The 17351-nt window shown below is 67.1% G+C and carries 17 protein-coding genes and 1 pseudogene; 2 read left to right on the top strand and 16 right to left on the bottom strand.

The window, feature by feature from the left end; translation table 11 throughout:
• The 9 genes from A7D27_RS25640 to A7D27_RS25600 form a co-directional block, all read right to left on the bottom strand.
• Positions 1 to 543, bottom strand: a 543-nt coding sequence (locus A7D27_RS25640; RefSeq protein ID WP_139134191.1) for a PLP-dependent cysteine synthase family protein, incomplete at its 3' end; no start/stop codon positions are given.
• A gap of 9 nt (positions 544 to 552) precedes the next feature.
• A complete protein-coding gene (locus tag A7D27_RS25635; protein ID WP_069562403.1) occupies positions 553 to 1458 on the bottom strand; it encodes a DMT family transporter in 906 nt (301 codons plus the stop codon).
• A 75-nt stretch (positions 1459 to 1533) separates the two neighbouring features.
• A complete protein-coding gene (locus tag A7D27_RS25630; RefSeq protein WP_083265789.1) occupies positions 1534 to 1881 on the bottom strand; it encodes a Na+/H+ antiporter subunit G in 348 nt (115 codons plus the stop codon).
• Entirely contained in the window at positions 1878 to 2147 is a 270-nt protein-coding gene (locus A7D27_RS25625) for a K+/H+ antiporter subunit F (RefSeq protein ID WP_069562402.1), read from the bottom strand. The genes A7D27_RS25630 and A7D27_RS25625 overlap by 4 nt, the downstream gene beginning before the upstream one ends.
• Positions 2132 to 2632 carry a Na+/H+ antiporter subunit E gene (locus A7D27_RS25620; RefSeq protein ID WP_069562401.1) on the bottom strand — a complete coding sequence of 167 codons (501 nt, stop codon included), beginning with the start codon at positions 2630 to 2632 and terminating at the stop codon, positions 2132 to 2134. The genes A7D27_RS25625 and A7D27_RS25620 overlap by 16 nt, the downstream gene beginning before the upstream one ends.
• Entirely contained in the window at positions 2629 to 4134 is a 1506-nt protein-coding gene (locus tag A7D27_RS25615; RefSeq protein ID WP_069562400.1) for a monovalent cation/H+ antiporter subunit D, read from the bottom strand. The genes A7D27_RS25620 and A7D27_RS25615 overlap by 4 nt, the downstream gene beginning before the upstream one ends.
• Positions 4131 to 4463, bottom strand: coding sequence for a Na+/H+ antiporter subunit C (locus tag A7D27_RS25610; protein ID WP_069562399.1), 333 nt, complete (start codon positions 4461 to 4463; stop codon positions 4131 to 4133). Before A7D27_RS25610 ends, A7D27_RS25615 begins: the two co-directional genes overlap by 4 nt.
• Positions 4463 to 7258, bottom strand: coding sequence for a monovalent cation/H+ antiporter subunit A (locus A7D27_RS25605; protein ID WP_069562398.1), 2796 nt, complete (start codon positions 7256 to 7258; stop codon positions 4463 to 4465). The genes A7D27_RS25610 and A7D27_RS25605 overlap by 1 nt, the downstream gene beginning before the upstream one ends.
• A 224-nt stretch (positions 7259 to 7482) precedes the next feature.
• On the bottom strand, positions 7483 to 7947 hold the full coding sequence (locus A7D27_RS25600; RefSeq protein ID WP_044413366.1) for a glycine zipper 2TM domain-containing protein: 465 nt from the start codon (positions 7945 to 7947) through the stop codon (positions 7483 to 7485).
• A gap of 158 nt (positions 7948 to 8105) precedes the next feature.
• Between A7D27_RS25600 and A7D27_RS25595 the strand changes: the two genes are divergently transcribed.
• Positions 8106 to 8354, top strand: coding sequence for a hypothetical protein (locus tag A7D27_RS25595; protein ID WP_069566532.1), 249 nt, complete (start codon positions 8106 to 8108; stop codon positions 8352 to 8354).
• Here the strand turns inward: A7D27_RS25595 and pdxH are convergent.
• The 5 genes and pseudogenes from pdxH to dinG all read right to left on the bottom strand — a co-directional run bounded on the left by pdxH (position 8351) and on the right by dinG (position 15748).
• Positions 8351 to 8998 carry a pyridoxamine 5'-phosphate oxidase gene (pdxH, locus tag A7D27_RS25590; protein WP_069566531.1) on the bottom strand — a complete coding sequence of 216 codons (648 nt, stop codon included), beginning with the start codon at positions 8996 to 8998 and terminating at the stop codon, positions 8351 to 8353. The two genes, A7D27_RS25595 and pdxH, sit on opposite strands and share 4 nt — an antisense overlap.
• A 54-nt stretch (positions 8999 to 9052) precedes the next feature.
• Positions 9053 to 9748, bottom strand: a pseudogene (locus tag A7D27_RS25585) (OmpA family protein); the annotation flags it as partial.
• 139 nt (positions 9749 to 9887) lie between these two features.
• The gene (locus A7D27_RS25580; RefSeq protein ID WP_069562434.1) at positions 9888 to 11033 is read right to left on the bottom strand and encodes a serine hydrolase domain-containing protein; all 1146 of its coding nucleotides are present in this window, start codon (positions 11031 to 11033) and stop codon (positions 9888 to 9890) included.
• Positions 11034 to 11121: 88 nt separating this feature from the next.
• On the bottom strand, positions 11122 to 13467 hold the full coding sequence (locus tag A7D27_RS25575) for a beta-agarase (protein WP_069566529.1): 2346 nt from the start codon (positions 13465 to 13467) through the stop codon (positions 11122 to 11124).
• A 136-nt stretch (positions 13468 to 13603) separates the two neighbouring features.
• Positions 13604 to 15748 (bottom strand): ATP-dependent DNA helicase DinG, encoded by a 2145-nt coding sequence (gene dinG, locus A7D27_RS25570; RefSeq protein ID WP_069566528.1) that lies wholly within the window; start codon positions 15746 to 15748, stop codon positions 13604 to 13606.
• A 94-nt stretch (positions 15749 to 15842) separates the two neighbouring features.
• On the opposite strand from dinG, the gene A7D27_RS25565 reads away from it, so the two are divergent.
• Complete coding sequence (locus A7D27_RS25565) at positions 15843 to 16307, top strand: CopD family protein (protein WP_069566527.1); 465 nt, start codon at positions 15843 to 15845, stop codon at positions 16305 to 16307.
• Positions 16308 to 16309: 2 nt separating this feature from the next.
• Here A7D27_RS25565 and A7D27_RS25560 read toward each other — a convergent pair whose 3' ends face one another.
• Both A7D27_RS25560 and A7D27_RS25555 read right to left on the bottom strand, forming a co-directional pair.
• The gene (locus tag A7D27_RS25560; RefSeq protein WP_069566526.1) at positions 16310 to 17071 is read right to left on the bottom strand and encodes a collagen-like triple helix repeat-containing protein; all 762 of its coding nucleotides are present in this window, start codon (positions 17069 to 17071) and stop codon (positions 16310 to 16312) included.
• The gene (locus tag A7D27_RS25555) at positions 17064 to 17333 is read right to left on the bottom strand and encodes a DUF1145 domain-containing protein (RefSeq protein ID WP_069566525.1); all 270 of its coding nucleotides are present in this window, start codon (positions 17331 to 17333) and stop codon (positions 17064 to 17066) included. The genes A7D27_RS25560 and A7D27_RS25555 overlap by 8 nt, the downstream gene beginning before the upstream one ends.
• Between the last annotated feature and the right edge of the window lie 18 nt (positions 17334 to 17351).

The following is a 17351-nucleotide window of genomic DNA, read 5'->3' as shown; positions in this document are numbered from 1 at the left end:
CGGGTGCGGCTCATGGCGCATCTGCTGGAAGATCGACTCGGCGATGTTGTTGTTCGCCCGCCAGTCGGTGGCGCGCTCGGCGTAGGTGAACTGGTCCATGAAGTGGCCGCCGCTCTCCTGCGCCAGTCGCTCGGACTCGGCGTAGATCTGCGTCGGGTCGCTCACCAGGTGGCTGCGGCCGCCGTAGAAGGCGATCTGCGCGATCTTCTCCGGGGAGGTGCTGGCCGGCATCACAGCGATGAACGGCAGCCCCAGCAGGCGTGCGAAATAAGCTTCGGACACCGCCGTGGAGCCGCTGGAGGCTTCGATCACCGGCGCCCCCGGCTTCAGCCAGCCGTTGCACAGCGCGTAGAGGAACAGCGAACGGGCCAGGCGGTGCTTGAGGCTGCCGGTGGGGTGGCTGGACTCGTCCTTGAAATACAGGTCGACACCCGGGAAGCCCGGCAGCGCCAGGGGGATCAGGTGGGTATCGGCGCTGCGCTGGAAGTCGGCCTCGATGAGGCGGATGGCGTCGCGGGTCCAACGGCGGAAATCAGCGGGCATGGTGTGTACTCAATCAAGGATGCCGGCCGGGGCCGGCGGGGCGCTGCGCCACTGGCTGAGAGCTACCCCGGCGAACACCAGGGCAGCGGCGCAGAACTGGGCGGGGCTGAGGCGTTCGTCCAGCAGCAGCATGGCGAAGATCAGGGTGAACACCGGGATCAGGTTGATGAAGCCGGTGGCCTGGCTGGCCGGCAGGCGCCCCACGCCGAAATTGTAGAGACCATAGGCGCCGACCGTGACCACGATGCCGAGGTAGACCATAGACCCCAGCGCCAGCGGGCTGATGACGGCGGGCAAGGACTCGCCCGCCAACGCCACCGGCAGGAAGAACACGGCTCCGATGAACGCCTGCAAGGCCGTCAGGTGAAAGGCCGAATAGCGCGACGACAGGTGCTTGAGCAGCAGCGTGTAGCCGGTGGCGCAGAGCATCGCGAGGAATTCGTAGAAGTTGCCCAGCAGAGGCGCACTGGCATGGGCATTCGATTCGCTGACCAGACTCAGCCACACCGCACCGAGCACCGCCAGCAGGAAGCCGGCCAGGGTGGTGCGGGTGATGCGCTCACGGAGGAACAGGTAGGCCCCCACCGCCACCAGCAGCGGCAACAGTGCGGTGATCATCCCGGCCTGGGAGGCGCTGGTGTGCGCCAGCGCCAGGGCTTCGAAAATGAAGTAGAGGCAGGGTTCGCAGGCACCCAGGGCGAGGAAGTACTTCCAGTCGCCGGGCCGGGGCTCAGCCCTCCCCCGCCAGCGCCAGGCCAGCAGGAACACCAGGCTGCCAAGGGCCATGCGGGCGAAGATCACCCACATCGACGGCACCTCGCGGAAGGCGAACTTGAGGGCGATGAACGAGCTGCCCCACAGCGCCATGGCCAGCACCAGGCAGGCCACTGCCACCCAACGAGCCTGCTGCGCCATGCACCGCCTCCGGAAAAATCGACAGTCTAGGGGGCGGCAGACGCCCCCGACAGGCACAGCCGCCCGGCAAAACTGTTACTGCTGCCAGGGCTTGCCGCGGGTCCGCGAGCTGAGGGGGAGCTGCTGCAGCACGGCGGCCTTGGCCAGCATGTAGGCACTGACCGGGGCACTGATGAAGAGGAACAGGCTGATCAGCAACTCATGGAAACTGAGCGTGCCCGACACCCAGGACAGGTAGACCAGCGACCCCATCACCAGGCCACCCACGCCCAGGGTGGTGGCCTTGGTGGGGCCGTGCAGCCGGGTGAAGAAGTCCGGCAGGCGGTAGATGCCAACGGCGCCGATCAGCACGAACAGCGAGCCCAGCAGCAGCAGCAGGGAAACCAGGATGTCGGCCCACAGGGGCAGGTCGGCGATGTTCATTCGATGATGTCTCCGCGCAGCATGTACTTGGCTGCCGCCACCGTGCCAACGAACCCCAGCACGGCGATCAGCAGCGCCACCTCGAAATACAGGCTGGTGCCCTTCCAGATGCCCAGCAGGATCAGCATGGCGATGGCGTTGATGTAGAGGGTGTCCAGCGCCAGCACCCGGTCGGGCAGGCAGGGCCCACGCACTAGGCGCGCCAGGGTCAGCAGCATGGCCACCACCAGCAGGCCCAGGCAGATGGGAATCACGTACGCGAGCATGGGAACACCTCCTTGAGGGGCGCTTCGTAGCGCTGCTTGATCTCCGCCACCAGCGCGTCGGCATCAGGCACGTCCAGGGCGTGGACCAGCAGGGTGCGGCGGTCGCCGCTGAGGTCGGCGGACACCGAGCCCGGGGTCAGGGACACCACACACACCAGCAGGCTGACGGCCATTTCGTTGTCCAGGTCGATCGGCACTTCGACGAAACCCGGCTGCAGGCGCCGGATCGGGCCGAGGGTCTGGCGGGCCACCAGGAAGTTGGCCTGCAGGATGTCCCACAGCACCAGCAGGATGAACCGGGCCAGGCGAGCCGGGTGCCAGGTACGCGGGTGCTCCAGCATCAGCGGATTGCACAGCAGCGGGATGAACACGGCCAGTGCGCCGCCCAGCAGCCACTGGCCGAAGGACAGGGAATCCACCAGCAGCAGCCAGGTGACCAGCAGCAGCAGGCTGGTGGCGGGATGGGGCAAGAGACGACGGATCATGCGCCCGCTCCTGGCAGGACGGCCTGCCGGTAGAGGTCCACATCGTGCAACTGGGCGGCCGTGGCCTCCAGGTAGGCCATCAGCGGACCCGCCAGGATCACCAGCACCACGGCCAGGCCCAGCAGCCCCAGAGTAACGGCCAGGCGCACACCATCGAGCCCCTCGCCACCGGGCGCATCAGCCCCCGTGGTACGCCAGAACAGCGTGCTGCCGGCCCGGCTCAGGGCCACCAGGCACAACAGGCTGCCACCCAGCAGCACGCCCCACAGCAGGGCCGTCGGCAGACCCGGCGTCGCGGCCTGTAGCAGCAGCAGCTTGCCGATGAAGCCGGACAGCGGCGGCAAGCCGGCCACCGAGATGGCGGCGAAGAAGAAGGCGCCGCCCAGCAGGGCCGGGTGCTCCAGCAGCGGCCCCTGCACCAGCGCGCCTCGTCGCTCGCCGCGCTCGCGGCTGATGAGGTCGGCCAGCAGGAACAGCCCGGCGGCCGCCCAGGTGCTGTGCACCAGGTAGTACAGGGCCGCCCCCAGGGAGGCCGGCGTGCCCAGGGCCACCGCCGCCAGCAGCGTGCCGGCGGAGAGCAGCACCAGGTACGCCACCAGGGCCTGCAGGCTGGCGGCAGCGATAGCGCCGAGCGCGGCCACGGCCATGGTCAGCAGGGCCAGCGGCCACAACCAGTCATTGCCCAGGTGGGCCAGTTCACCGGCTCCGGCACCGAACACCAGCAGGTAGACCCGCACGATGGAGTACACCCCCACCTTGGTCATGATCGCGAACAGGGCAGCGACCGGCGCACTGGCCGCAGCGTAGGCCCGCGGCAGCCAGAAGTGCAGCGGCAGTAGAGCCGCCTTGAGGGCGAACACCACCAGCAGCAACAGCCCGGCAGCGGCCAACAGGGGCGCATCAGCAGGAGCAACGGCGGCCACTTTCCCCGCCAGGTCGGCCATGTTGAGGGTGCCGGTGATGCCGTAGAACACGCCCAGGGCGATCAGGAAGAAGGCCGACCCCACCAGGTTCAGCACCGCGTAGTGCAGGCCGGCGCGGGTCCGTTCGACACCACCGCCATGGAACAGCAGCGCATAGGAGGCGATCAGCATCACCTCGAAGAACACGAAGAGGTTGAACAGATCTCCAGTGGTGAAGGCACCGTTCAGGCCCAGCAACTGGAACTGCAGCAGCGCGTGGAAGCGCATGCCCTGACGGTCGTCCCCCCGGGCGGCATAGATCGCCACGGCGGTGCCGAGCACGGCGGTGACCAGCAGCATCAGCGCACTCAGGCGATCCAGCATCAGCACAATGCCGAACGGTGCCTGCCAGCCGCCCAGGGCATAGACCTGCAGATCGCCTTCCGCCGCCTGCTGTATCAGCAGCAGGGCCACGGGAATCAGCGCCAGGCAGGCAATGATCGACAGGGTGCGCTTGATGCGCTCCAGCGAGGGCAGCATCAGCAGAGCCGCCCCGGCGAACAGGGGCAGCAGGATGGGCAGGATGAGCAGGTGGTTCATCGGCCCTCCCCGTCACGGCGGCCATCGACATGGTCATTGCCCAGCTCACCTACGCCCCGCAGGGCCAGCGCCACCAGGAAGGCGGTCATGGCAAAGCCGATGACGATGGCAGTCAGCACCAGCGCCTGGGGCAACGGGTCGGCCGGAGTGCCGCCCTGGCCGAGCACGGCAGCGTCACCGGTCAGGCGCCCCATGGCGAAGAGGAACAGGTTGACCGCGTAGGACAGCAGGGTCAGTCCGAGCACGACCGGAAAGGTGCGCGCCCGGAGCAGCAGGTACAGGCCGCTGGCGGTGAGCAGCCCGAGGGTGATGGCGAACAGGGCTTCCATCAGTGGACCTCCTCGGTCATGGGCGGATGCAGGCTCAGCTTGCCGAGCCCGGAGAGGATCAGCATCACGGCACCGACCACGGCGAGGTAGACGCCCAGGTCGAAGATCAGTGCCGTGGCCAGTTCGATCTCACCCACCAGCGGCAGATGGAAGTGGCCGAAGGCCGATGTCAGGAAGTGCGCACCGAAGACCCAACTGCCCAGCCCGGTGAGGCTGGCCACCAGCACACCGAAGCCGGCAATGCGCTGGTAGTTCAGGGACAGGCGCGATTCCACATGGACCGAACCACTGGCGATATACTGCAACACCAGGGCCACGGCTGTGATCAGGCCGGCGATGAAGCCGCCGCCCGGCAGGTTGTGTCCACGCAGGAAGATGAACGCCGACACCATCAGCGCCAGGGGCAGCAGCAGGCGCGACAGGGTTTCGAGGATCAGCGGGTGCTTGGCCCGGGCCCAGTTGCGGCCCTGGGGGTCGCAGGTGGGGTTGCGCAGCAACAGCCCGGACAACAGGGCATGCACGCCCACCGCAGCGATCGCCAGCACGGTGATCTCACCCAGGGTGTCGAACCCGCGGAAGTCCACGAGGATGACGTTGACCACGTTGTGCCCGCCGCCGCCGGGGATGGCATTGGCAATGAAGTAATCGGCGATGGTGGTGTACGGGCGCGTCATCACCGCGTAGGTCAGCAGGCCCACCAGCGTGCCGCCGGCGCCAGCCAGGCCGAGGTCGCGGAGAATACGCAGGCTGGAGCTTTCCTCCGGGGTACGCGAGGGCAGGTAGTACATGGCGAGGATCAGCAGCACCAGGGTCACCACCTCCACCGACAGTTGGGTCAGCGCCAGATCAGGTGCAGAGAAACGGGCAAAGGCCAGTGCCACCAGCAAACCGCCGACACCCAGCACCAGCAATGCCACCAGGCGCTGGCGATGCAGCAGGGCCGTCAGCACGCCGCTGATCGCCAACACCAGCATCCCGACAGCGGTCACGCCATCCAGGGTGGTGAGCGGGCGGGTGCCGGTCAGCGAGGCCAGCGGCACCAGGGCGACCGCCACCACGGCAATGGCCGCCAGCAGCAACACCGCCATGTAGCGCTGCAGGGAACCGTTCTCCAGCGCGGCGATGAAGCGGGCTGCCACGCCGATCACGCGCTGGACCGCCGCTTCGAAGATTTCCTTCGCATCGGCGTCCGGCAGCCCTTCGTACCAGCGGAACAGCGGCTTGCGCCCGATGTAGATCAGCACGCCGCCGACCAGCGCGAGGGTACTCATCAGCAACGGCAGGTTGAACCCATGCCAGATCGCCAGGCTGTACTCCGGCAGCGTACCGCCCATGCTCACCGAAGACGCCGCCGCCAGCAGGGGCGCGACACTGAGGTTGGGCGCCATGCCCACCAGCAGGCACAGGGCCACCAATACCTCCACCGGCACCTTCATGTAGCGCGGCGGCTCGTGGGGCGGGAACTTGGGCAGTTGGCGCGGCTCGCCGTTGAAGAACACGTCGTGGACGAAGCGCAGCGAATAGGCCACCGAGAACACCCCCGCCAGGGTCGCGCCGGCCGGGATCAGCCAACTGAAGCTGCCCAACAGATCCTGCCCGAGGGTTTCGCTGAAGAACATTTCCTTGCTGAGGAAGCCGTTCAGCAACGGCACCCCTGCCATGGCCAGGGAAGCGACCATCGCCAGCACGGCGGTGTGCGGCAGGTAGCGCCACATGCCGTTGATCTGCCGCATGTCGCGGCTGCCGGTCTCGTGGTCGATGATGCCGGCCGCCATGAACAGCGACGCCTTGAAGGTGGCGTGGTTGATGATGTGGAACACCGCCGCGACGTTGGACAGCGGCGAATCCAGGCCGAACAGCAGGGTGATCAGGCCCAGGTGACTGATGGTGGAATAGGCCAGCAGGCCCTTGAGGTCATGCTGGAACAACGCCATCCCGGCACCCAGCAACAGGGTCGCCAAGCCGCTCAGGCCCACCAGGTAGAACCACAGATCGGTGCCTGACAGGGCCGGATAGAGCCGCGCCAGGAGGAACACCCCGGCCTTCACCATGGTTGCCGAGTGCAGGTAGGCGGACACCGGGGTCGGCGCGGCCATGGCGTGGGGCAGCCAGAAATGGAAGGGGAACTGGGCCGACTTGGTCAGCGCCCCCAGCAGCACCAGGCACAGCATCACCGGATAGAGGCTGTGCTGGCGGATCAGGTCGCCACGGGCCAGCACCTCGGTCAGCTCGAAACTACCGGCGATCTGCCCGAGCAGGAGAATGCCCGCCAGCAGCGCCAGGCCACCGCCGCCGGTGACCGCCAAGGCCATGCGCGCGCCCTTGCGGGCATCCGAGCGGTGGCCCCAGAAACCGATCAGCAGGAACGACGACAGGCTGGTGGCCTCCCAGAACACCAGCATCAGCAGCAGGTTCTCGGACAGCACCACGCCGAGCATGGCGCCCATGAACAGCAGCAAGTAGGCGAAGAAGCGGCCACAGGGCTCGCGCTCGGAGAGGTAGTAGCGAGCGTAGAGGATCACCAGCAGGCCAATGCCGAGGATCATCAGCGCAAACAGGAAACCGAGTCCGTCCAGGCGCAGGCTGAAACTCAGCCCCAATTGCGGCAGCCAGGGCAGTGAAAGTTTCAGAACCTCCCCGCCCAGTACGGTGCCGGCCTGCGTCAGGAGCAGGCCAAGGCCGATGGCCGGCGCCACGGCGGCCGCCAGCGCGGCGCGGGTGCGGCAATGGCGGCCGAACAGCAACGGCAACAGGGTTCCCAGGAATGGCAGGGCGACGATCAGCGCCAGTAGCATCGAAATCCTCCTCTTTCGGCCTGCCAGCGCTGAGCACGGCAATGGCGATGCGGCGATCGATTATCCAGAACTATCGATCACCGCGCATGCATGAATTATTTCAAAACCTAGCAAGCGGTAACAGGCGACACGCCCTGAACAGCGGTGAACCGCCTGCCGCTTGGCTGGTGAGATAAAGCGTAGGGGATGAACCGGCGGAAAGCCCGCCGGTTCGGGGGGATGGATCAGTGGGTCACGCGACTGGTGCCATTGACGGTCATGATGCGAACACGTTCGCCGACGCGGAATATCTCGTTTTCCTGCACTTCCTGCACATAGGCGCGCATGGAGCCGTCATCCTCGCGCACAGTGATCTCCACGCCCTGGGTGCGGGTCAGACCCTCTTCGGTCGCGGCGCCCAGCAGGCCACCGGCCACCGCACCGATCACGGCAGCCACTACGCTGCCACGGCCACCGCCAATGGCGCTGCCGCCGACACCGCCCACCACCGCACCGGCACCGGCGCCGATGGGGGTCTTGGTGCCCTCGATCTTCACCGGGCGCAGCGATTCGATGGTCCCCATGCGCACGGTCTGCACCTGGCGGGCCTCAGCGCGCGAGTAGGTGTCCCCGGTCAGGCTCGATTGACAGCCGCTCAGAAGCATCGCCATCGAGGCGAACGAAGCGGCCAGCAGAACGGATTTACGCATGATTTTTCCTCCAGAGTGGATGCGCCTCCATTAGACTGCGCGGCACCTTCAACTGTCACTCGACGCTCGGCCAAAGTGCAGACTCGTTCAGTTTCCGTACAGCCACCGCCATCGGACAACGAAACGACGCCAGGGTGCCGAGCCAGCAAGGTTAGTCCATGGATTACTTCATCATCGTCGTCACCACCGTCGCGGGCCTGTACTTCCACTGGTGGATCTACGTGCGCATCAAGCGCTGGATGGACCGTGACCTGGCCCTGTCGATGGCGGGGGATGACCCGCAGCGCCGCACCTACATGCTGGAGCAACTGGAGGCGGCGAAGGCTGCGGGGATCAAGCGCAAGGCGCTGCAGGTCTGGCTGGAGCAGGCGGCCAGCCGTTACCCACAGCCGCCCCAGGCGTCCTAGGGCGCGAGGCGCTCGCGCTGCCAGCGACCGTCTACCAGGCGGTAGTTGAGGCGGTCATGCAGGCGGCTCGGCCTGCCCTGCCAGAATTCGACACGCTCCGGCAGCAGCCGGTAGCCGCCCCAGTGCGGCGGGCAGGTGGGGGACTGGTTGAGGAAGCGCTGCTCGGTCTCGGCAAGGAGCTGTTCCAGCTCGGCACGGTCGGCGATCACCCGGCTCTGTGGTGAAGCCCAGGCGCCGATGCGGCTGCCCAGCGGGCGCACCTGGAAGTAGGCGTTCGACTCCGCCGGAGTCACCCGCTCCACCCGCCCTTCGATACGCACCTGACGCTCCAGGCTGGGCCAGAAGAAGGTCATCGCCGCGAACGGCCGTGCCGCCAGTTGCTTGCCCTTGGCGCTGTCGTAGTTGCTGAAGAAAGTGAAGCCGCGCTCGTCCACTCCCTTGAGCAGCAGCACCCGGCAATGGGGGCGCCCATCGGCGTCCACCGTAGCCAGGGTCATGGCATTGGGTTCGACGGGCAGTTGCTCGGTCTTCACCGCATCGTCGAACCAGCGATGGAACAGCGCGAGCGGCTCCTGGGGTGCCTGCTCCTCGCTGAGTCCATCGCGGGTGTAGTCGCGGCGCATATCGGCCAGGGTCTGGGTCATGGGGGTTCTCCGGAAAAGGAAAACGCTAGCCTATCCGAGGATCGCTCACTTGCCTTGATCTGCCGCAATCGCCTGCTGGGCGACCTTCGGCGGCTGGTTGTAACGCGCCAGCAGGGCCACCAGGGTGGCCTGCGGGGTGAGGACGATTTCCACGCGGCGGTTCAGGGCGCGACCGTCCTTGCTGTCATTGGCGGCACGCGGCATGTCGGAGCCCACCCCCTTCAGTGACAGGCGGTCACGCTGCAACCCACTGAGGCGGAAGATGGCAGCCACGGCCTGGGCCCGCTCCTGGCTGAGCTGGCGGTTCTTGGCGTCGTCGCCGGACGGATCGGCATGGCCGAGCACCAGCACGCCGGTCTTGGCATCGCCTTCCACCAGCTTGGCAACACGGGACACCGGCCCGAGGGAAACCGGCAGCAGCATGCTCGGCCGGTCCGGGTTGAAGGAGCCGTCCACCGGCGCGGTGACCACCAGCACGCTGTCGCGGCGCTCCACTTCCATGCGCGAGCCTTTCACCGCTTCACGCAGGCGCGGCTCGTACTGGTCCAACCAGGCCTGGGTGGCCTGGGTGTCGATCTTGGCGACCTTGGCCGACTCGGCCTTCGCCTCGCTGCCACCGAACGGCCACCACCAGTGATGGGTGCCACTGTTTTGCGCCTGGGCTTCCGTCGCCTGCTTGTCATGGCTGAAGGTGCTGCAGCCGGCAACGGTCATGCAGAGGATCAAGGTGGAGTACTTGAACAGCTTCATGGAAAGGACCCGTGACAGGAGGGGTGAAGAAAGCCGATACGCCATCGCGTAATGGCGCATCAATCTCAGATTCAGGGTGAAATTCTGGACGCAACCCATTAATCCGAAAAGGGATATTCGTTCCAGCTGACGAGTGGCGCTACAGGCAGCTCGCCAGGGTGCGAGCCAGGTGCTGGGCGCGGGGGTCCATCAGCACATAGGGGCCAAGGGTATTGGTGACGAAGCCGAAGGCCACATCGCGCTCCGGATCGGCGAAACCGATGGAGCCACCCGCGCCCGGATGGCCGAAGGCCAGGCGCCCCATGCCGTAGGTGGCATTGGGCACATCGGGCTGCTCCAGCATGCAACCCAGACCGAAACGGGTCTGGGTCAGCAGGGTGCGGTCATCGCCCAGGCTGTGTTCGCGGGTCAACTCGGCCAGCAGCGCCGATTCCAGCAGGCTGCCATCCAGCAGGCCGGCATAGAAGCCGGCCAGGCTGCGGGCATTGCCATGGCCGTTGGCCGCCGGCTGTTGCATGCGCCGCCATTCGGGCTTGTTGGTGCTGGTCATGATCGACGGTGGGTTGGTGAACGCACGGGTACTGAGAGCGGTGGGCTCGCTCATCATGCACTTGAGCAGGCGCTGGGCCGCCGCATCCCCCAGGTTGCCCTTGCCGCGGGCGATGTGGGCGACTCGGTGGAACTCGGCATCGTCCAGGCCGACGTGGAAGTCCAGCCCCAGGGGCCGGGCAACGCGGGCAACGATGGATTCACCGGGGCCACGGCCATCGGCACGGCGGATCAGTTCGCCCACCAGCCAGCCGTAGGTGATGGGGGCGTAGCCATGGCCCTCGCCCGGCACCCACCAGGGTTGCTCGGCGGCCAGGGCAGCGGTCATGGCGTCCCAGTCGTAGAGCGCCTCGGCCGGCAACGGCTCGCGGATCGCCGGCAAGCCGGCGCGATGGCTGAGCAGGTGGCGCAGGGTGATGCGCTCCTTGCCGGCGGCAGCGAACTCCGGCCACAGGCGGGCGACCGGTGCATCGAGGTCGAGCTTGCCCTCCCCCACCAGTTGCAGGGCGGTGACGGCGGCATAGGTCTTGGTGCAGGAGAACAGGTTCAGCAGGGTGTCACTGTGCCAGGCCTGCTGGCCATCCTTATCGGCGGTCCCGGCCCACAGGTCGAGCACGGTTTCCCCGCCCACCTGAACGCACAGCGCGGCCCCGCGCTCCTGGGAGTCCTCGAAGAGGGCGGCGAACTCGTCGCGCACCGCTTCGAAACGCAAGTCGAAGTAACCCTGGATCTGCACCATCACTCTCCTTCAAAAAAGACGACGGCGGCATTGTTGTGATGCCGCCGTCTGCTGTGAACCCCGCTGAAGTTCGGCGCGGATGGCCTCAGTTCGCGGCGGGTTGCGCCGACGCTGCATCCTTGGCCTCGGGTGCAGGCTGGGCCGGCGCGGGGCTGGATGCCTCGGCTTTCGGGGCTTCCGGCTTGACTGCCTGGGCCTTCGGCGCCTCGGGCTTGGCGGGCTCTGCCTTTGGTGCGCCGGCCGGCTGCTTCGCCGCCGGGGCGGAAGCGGCCAGTTGCGCAGCGACCTCGAGGTTGGTCTTGCGCACCGATTTGACGAAGCCCTCGTAGGGACGGTCGGTGATGGCGACCAGACCAAGGTGACCGTTCTCGCCGTCCAGCAGACGGCCACTGGCGGGCTGGTCGAGGTACTGGAACCAGTGGGCACCGACGATCAGCGGCTCTTCCAGGGCCTTCTTGAGGAAGTTGGCGTAGGCAGGGCCACGCTCCTCTTCCTTGTAGACCTCGGAGACACCGCCCCAGAACGGGCCCCGGTCGCGGGAGCCGAAGTGGAACTCGGTGACCATCAGCGGCTTGTCCAGCTTGCGCAGGTATTCGAAGTCGTAGCCGTGCTGTGGCTCGCGGGTATAGAAGTTGAAACTCAACACGTCGCAATACTGGGCGCAGGACTCCACGGCCTCCGGCACGCTGGCGGCGAAGCGCCCGCCCAGCAGCAGGTGGTTCGGCGCGTGCCACTTCATCGACTCGGCGATGGTCTTGAAGTAGGTGTCGGCGAAGAAGCGCTGGAAGCGCTTGAGGTCCTCCTCGATGGCCGGGTGCTCGGGATTGGGCAGTGGTGCCTCGAAACCCGGGTCCTCCATCAGCTCCCAGGCCGGCAGATCAATGCCCCAGGCCCGGGACAGGCCCTGCTGGTTGCGGTACTTGTCGCGCAGTTGCTTGAGGAAGGCGCGCTTGGCCGGCACGTCGGTGGTCAGGCGCAGGGTGCCGTAGGCCAGGGCGTAGCGGGACTTGGGATCGCTGCCGGGGCCGGCCCAGGCCAGTTCGTTGTCGGCGAAGTAGCCGATCAGCCAGGGATCGTCGCGATGGTCACGGGCGGCAATGGCAATCGCCCGCTCGGCCGCCATGGCGAAGCGCGGGTCGAACGGATCAGGCATACCGCCCCACCAGTCGAGCCCCGTGCTGATGGTGGCGTAGTCGCCGTGGATCGACAGCGGCAGGGTATAGGGCATGCGCTGGGCAGTGCCGAACTCGGCAGCGCTCCAATTGCCCACGGTGTTGAAACCCCAGGCTTTCAGGCGATCCAGGCTGTGCTCGACCCAGCGCGCGGGCTCCTGCGGGCCGTAGGTGCGCTCCAGGTTGGCACGGTAGAAGTCGTACCAGCGGCCATGGTCGAAAGCCCGGCCCTTGTTGGAGCCGGTCTCGCGGCGGCTGTCGCCGTTGCCGTACCAGTTGGCGAGGGGATCACCGTCCTTGGGCAGTGCGGTGAACATGGCCTCGCGGCCTTCGACGTAGGTCTGGCTGTTGTCCAGGGCAACGGTGTTGACGCCCAAGGAGAAGAACGGGTGGCCTTCGGGCGAAACCAGGTACCAGCGGCCATCGTGCTTCTCGGTGCGGAAGAAGCCGCTGGCCTCGAAGCTCGGGCCGCCAAGCCAGCCGCCGTAGGCGTCCTGCTCGGGCAGCTTGGCCTTCCATTCATCGAGCTGCTTGCGCTCCTTCTCGGCGGCGGCCTTGAGCTGCTCGTCGTTCTTGGCCTTCTCCGGCCAGTCGGCGCGGGTGTACTGGCCGTAGGCGTCGATCAGACCGGTATAGAAATCGGCCTGGGGGTTCTTGTCCTCGGTGCCGAAGCGGCCCAGCAGGATGTTCTGGGCGGCGTTCGGGCGCTCCAGGGAAACGACGACGGCCGTGACCCTGGACAGGTCCAGCTCACCCTCCACCTCGGTGGCCAGCAGGTAGCGCTTGCCATCCTTCACCCAGGGCTGCGGCGGTGCAGCACGCATGCCATGGGCGCGGGGCGAGGTGGCGGCCAGGGGCAACAACAGGGTCTGGGCTGGGCCGGCCGGCAGGGCGATGCGGCTACGCAGGGTCTTGCCATCGGCGCTTTCGACGGTGACGTCGAGGGTGATCGCCCAGTCCTGGGCGCTTTGCAGGTGCAGGCTCATGACGCTGGCCTGGGTCCAGTCCCAGGTGCCGCTCTGCGGTGACAGGCGCAGGCTGGGCTTCTCCGCCGGGTTGAAGGTCAGGCGGCGCAGCACCTCGCCTTCGGGCGTGGTTTCGGCGGTGACGCTGGGCAGGACCGCGTCCTGAGTGGTGACAGTGACGGTATCCAGCGGACGCACGAAATTGAACAGTGTTTCGGCCTGGATGGGAGCGCTCATGCCGGCCAGGGCCAGCACGATAGGCAGCAGGCGAGCCGTTTTAGGTGTCGAGAACATCAAGCCGATCCCCAAGAAAAGTCAGTGCATAGACAACGGATACGGCGAATGTTGCCGCTGATCGAATGATCCGTGTCCGCGCGAGCGGGCAATCATCGCAGAGGCAAGCCCGGCGTCAAGCGCCTGGGCCGTCCGGTCATTCGATCTCGCGTCGGAAGGGGGGCAGCGCGTTGAGGATGGCCTTGCCGTAGCGCTGGGTAACCACCCGGCGATCCAGCAGGGTGATGGTGCCGCGGTCGCTCTCGGTGCGCAGCAGGCGGCCGCAGGCCTGCACCAGGCGCAGGGATGCATCGGGTACGGCGATCTCCATGAAGGGGTTGCCGCCACGGGCCTCGATCCACTCGGCCAGGGCTGCTTCCACCGGGTCATCCGGCACCGCGAAGGGGATCTTGGCGATCACCACATGCTCGCAATAGGCACCCGGCAGGTCCACGCCCTCAGCGAAGGACGCCAGGCCGAACAGCACGCTGGGCTCGCCGTCGTCCACCCGGGCCTTGTGCTTGTTGAGGGTCTCCTGCTTGGACAGGTTGCCCTGGATCAGCACCCGTTTGCGCCAGTCACGCTCCAGCCCGTCGAACACGTCCTGCATCTGTCGGCGCGAGGAGAACAGCACCAGGGTGCCTCGGGCGCCTTCCACCAGGCGCGGCAGCTCGCGGGTGATGGCGGCGGTGTGGGCGGCGGCGTCACGGGGGTCGGCCTTGAGGTCCGGCACCCGCAGCAGGCCGGCATCGGTATGGTGGAAGGGGCTGGGCACCACGGCCGTGACCGACTGCCGCGGCAAGCCGGCGCGCATGCGATAGCGGTCGAAGGTGCCGAGCGCGGTGAGGGTCGCCGAGGTCACCAGAGCGCCGTGGGCGACGTTCCACAGGTTCCGCCGCAGGGTCTCGGCGGCGAGGATCGGGCTGGCGTTGACCTCGATGTCATAGGCCGAGCCGAACTCGGCGAGGGTCAGCCAGCGCGCCATGGGCGGGCTCTCCTCCGGGTCCTCGGTGGTGAAGGCGGTCCACAACTCCCAGTTGCTCTGGGCGCGGGTCTGCAGGCTGCCGAACAAGGGGTACCACTCCTCGGCCTGCTGGCTGGAGAGGCCATTGGCGCCCTCCCCATCCATGGCTTCCTTGAGCAGTTCGGCCAGGCGGGTGAACAGGTCGTTGAGCTTGGCGAAGCCTTTCTTCAGCTCGATGCCCATCTCCACCAGGTGCTCCGGCACCACGCCACCCTCGAAGCGGTGGCGTGGGCGCTCGCGGCCTTCCATGTCCTCGCCGGCCCGAAAGTCGGCCAGCTCTTCGCAGGCGGTGAACATGAATTGCTGCTGGGCCCGGATCTCCCGCGCCAGCTCGGGCACGTTCTCGATCAGGCGGCCCATGTCCCCCGGCAGCGGGTGCTGGGCCAGCAGCTTGGTGAGGTTCTTGGCCACCGTCTCCAGCCAGTCGGCGGTGGAGCGCAGGCGGGTGTAGTGGGCGAAGTGGCCGATGGCCTTGTCCGGCAGGTGGTGGCCCTCGTCGAACACGTAGAGGGTTTCGCGCGGGTCGGGCAGCACGGCGCCACCGCCCAGGGCGAGGTCGGCCAGGACCATGTCGTGGTTGGTGACGATGACGTCCACCTTGGTCATGCCCTCACGCGCCTTGTAGAAGGCGCATTGCTGGAAGTTGGGGCAATGGCGCTTGGTGCATTGGCTGTGGTCGGTGGTGACGCGGGCCCAGTCCTGGTCCTCGATGGCCTCGGGCCAGGAGTCACGGTCGCCGTCCCAGCGGTTGCCGGCCAGGCGCTCGATCATCTGGTTGAGCAGCTTCTGGCTGCTCTCGTCGACATCGATGCGGAAGCCTTCCTCGGCGAACAACTGCGCGGTGGCGCTTTGCGCCTGACCGTCCTGCAGCAGCATGTCGAGCTTGGACAGGCACAGGTAGCGGCCGCGCCCCTTGGCCAGGGCGAAGCTGAAATTCAGCCCGCTGTTGCGGATCAGGTCCGGCAGGTCCTTGTGGACGATCTGCTCCTGCAGGGCCACGGTGGCCGTGGCGATCACCAGCCGCTTGCCTGCTGCCTTGGCCGAAGGAATCGCCGCCAGGCTGTAGGCCACGGTCTTTCCGGTACCGGTCCCGGCCTCCACCGCCACCACCGCCGGTTCGCCCTGGCGATGCCCTTCGTCATCCTGGGGGATGGCGCCGAGCACCTTGGCCACCTCGGCGATCATCAGGCGCTGCCCATAGCGGGCCTTGAGCCCCTTGGCTTCGAGGAAACGGGAGTAGGCCCCCTGGATCTGGGACTTGAGTTCGGTGCTGAGCATGGGGAGGTTGCGGACGCCGGAGAGCTGGATAAATTTTCAGTACTTTAACAGGGCGGCTATCATACCGCGCCCTGTTTCCGACTGGAGAAACCCGATGACGCCCTTCGCCGCGCTCTACGCTGCCCACGTCCTCGCCGCCCTGGTATGGGTCGGCGGCATGTTCTTCGCCTGGATGGTGCTGCGCCCGGCGGCCGTGACCACGCTGCAGCCGCCAGAGCGCCTGAAGCTGTGGATCGAGGTGTTCCGCCGATTCTTCGTCTGGGTCTGGGTCGCCGTGCTGGCACTGCCGCTGAGCGGCGTAGGGATGATGCACCTGCGCTTCGCCGGCTTCGACGGCTCGCCGCGCTATGTGCACATCATGGTGGGGCTCTACCTGGCGATGCTGGCGCTGTTCCTGCGGGTCAGCCTGCTGCAATTGCCGGAACTGAAGCGCGCCGTGGCGGCGGAAGACTGGCCAGCCGGCGGCGCGGCCCTGGGGCGCATCCGTCGGCTGGTGGGCATCAACCTGCTGTTGGGGCTGCTGCTGATGACCATCGCCGCCGCTCGCCCCAGCTTCTGAGGTCAGTAGCGCACCACGTCCATGCGACCGTTCGTGCCGGCCGGGCCCGCCTGCCCCGGCTGGCCGGCGCGGCCTTTCTGGCCACGATCGGTGCTGTAGATCAGGCAGCCATTAGCGGCACCACCCGCGCCGGGGGCACCGGCCTCACCGGCTGGCCCGCCGGCACCGCCCTCGACACGGGCCCGTACCTGCTCCAGCGGGAAGTCCTGGGCCACCTCCAGGCGAATATGCCCGCCCTTGCCCCCTTCCCCGCCGTTGCCGCCGTTCTGGCCATCGTGGCCCCGGCTGGCATGGCCCCAGAGGCAGCCACCGGGCTTGCCATCGGCACCGGCCAGGCCGCTGTAGCCCGGCGCACCGATGCCACCGCGTACATCCACGGTGAGTTCGTCGACGGCGACGGTGCCGAGGCGCAAGGTCAGGTCGCGGCCGTCGCTGGCCGGCTTCTTCATGCTGCCGGCCGCGCCGGAGGCGGTGATGTGGCCACCGGTGGCGATCTCGCCTCGGGCAACCTCCAGGCGGAAGGGTTGATCAGCCGAAGCGATGCCGATGCGCGCATCACGCCCCATGCGTAAATCGCCCACCTTGATCTCAGTGATGCTGGCGGGCACCACGAGGGTGCCGTGGTCGGCAATCGCCACGCGATCAAGGTTGAGGGTGCCGGTCAGGGCCGGCAGTTTGATGAAGCTGTTGGTTTCGACGGTCACGCTGGTTTCAGCGAAGGCCAACGGGCTGGTCAACAGGGCGAGAAGGCAGAGTCTACGCATGACTGGCCTCCTGTTTCGGCAGGCTGGCCAGGTGGAACACGCCAAAGAGCATCAGTTGCAGGCGGTCCTTCCAGGGATGCGGCCGTGTCCGGAGCTGGGCGTTGTAGAGCAGCACTTCCAGCACATGCAGGCCGAGCACCAGCAGGGCGAGGCCATTGAGCAGTGTGGAGAAGGGTCGAGCGAAGGGTTCGAACAGATTGGCCAGCACTGCCAGCCAGAACAGCAGGGCAACGAACTTGCCCACCCCCAGGAAGAATTTCATGTCACCCCCTTTTGTTTT

The sequence above is a fragment of the Pseudomonas sp. 1D4 genome (genome assembly GCF_001728925.1).
Lineage (GTDB): Bacteria > Pseudomonadota > Gammaproteobacteria > Pseudomonadales > Pseudomonadaceae > Metapseudomonas > Metapseudomonas otitidis.
Note: the sequence above shows the minus strand (reverse complement) of the source record. Positions and strands in the feature narration are given on the sequence as shown.

What these genes read in the sequence shown, in the direction of transcription:
- A7D27_RS25560 (WP_069566526.1), bottom strand. Translation starts at nt 17,071, where the DNA reads ATGCGTAGACTCTGCCTTCTCGCCCTGTTGACCAGCCCGTTGGCCTTC.
- A7D27_RS25635 (WP_069562403.1), bottom strand. Translation starts at nt 1,458, where the DNA reads ATGGCGCAGCAGGCTCGTTGGGTGGCAGTGGCCTGCCTGGTGCTGGCC.
- A7D27_RS25615 (WP_069562400.1), bottom strand. Translation starts at nt 4,134, where the DNA reads ATGAACCACCTGCTCATCCTGCCCATCCTGCTGCCCCTGTTCGCCGGG.
- A7D27_RS25605 (WP_069562398.1), bottom strand. Translation starts at nt 7,258, where the DNA reads ATGCTACTGGCGCTGATCGTCGCCCTGCCATTCCTGGGAACCCTGTTG.
- A7D27_RS25620 (WP_069562401.1), bottom strand. Translation starts at nt 2,632, where the DNA reads ATGATCCGTCGTCTCTTGCCCCATCCCGCCACCAGCCTGCTGCTGCTG.
- A7D27_RS25610 (WP_069562399.1), bottom strand. Translation starts at nt 4,463, where the DNA reads ATGGAAGCCCTGTTCGCCATCACCCTCGGGCTGCTCACCGCCAGCGGC.
- A7D27_RS25595 (WP_069566532.1), top strand. Translation starts at nt 8,106, where the DNA reads ATGGATTACTTCATCATCGTCGTCACCACCGTCGCGGGCCTGTACTTC.
- pdxH (WP_069566531.1), bottom strand. Translation starts at nt 8,998, where the DNA reads ATGACCCAGACCCTGGCCGATATGCGCCGCGACTACACCCGCGATGGA.
- A7D27_RS25565 (WP_069566527.1), top strand. Translation starts at nt 15,843, where the DNA reads ATGACGCCCTTCGCCGCGCTCTACGCTGCCCACGTCCTCGCCGCCCTG.
- A7D27_RS25600 (WP_044413366.1), bottom strand. Translation starts at nt 7,947, where the DNA reads ATGCGTAAATCCGTTCTGCTGGCCGCTTCGTTCGCCTCGATGGCGATG.
- A7D27_RS25630 (WP_083265789.1), bottom strand. Translation starts at nt 1,881, where the DNA reads ATGAACATCGCCGACCTGCCCCTGTGGGCCGACATCCTGGTTTCCCTG.
- A7D27_RS25575 (WP_069566529.1), bottom strand. Translation starts at nt 13,467, where the DNA reads ATGTTCTCGACACCTAAAACGGCTCGCCTGCTGCCTATCGTGCTGGCC.
- A7D27_RS25625 (WP_069562402.1), bottom strand. Translation starts at nt 2,147, where the DNA reads ATGCTCGCGTACGTGATTCCCATCTGCCTGGGCCTGCTGGTGGTGGCC.
- A7D27_RS25555 (WP_069566525.1), bottom strand. Translation starts at nt 17,333, where the DNA reads ATGAAATTCTTCCTGGGGGTGGGCAAGTTCGTTGCCCTGCTGTTCTGG.
- dinG (WP_069566528.1), bottom strand. Translation starts at nt 15,748, where the DNA reads ATGCTCAGCACCGAACTCAAGTCCCAGATCCAGGGGGCCTACTCCCGT.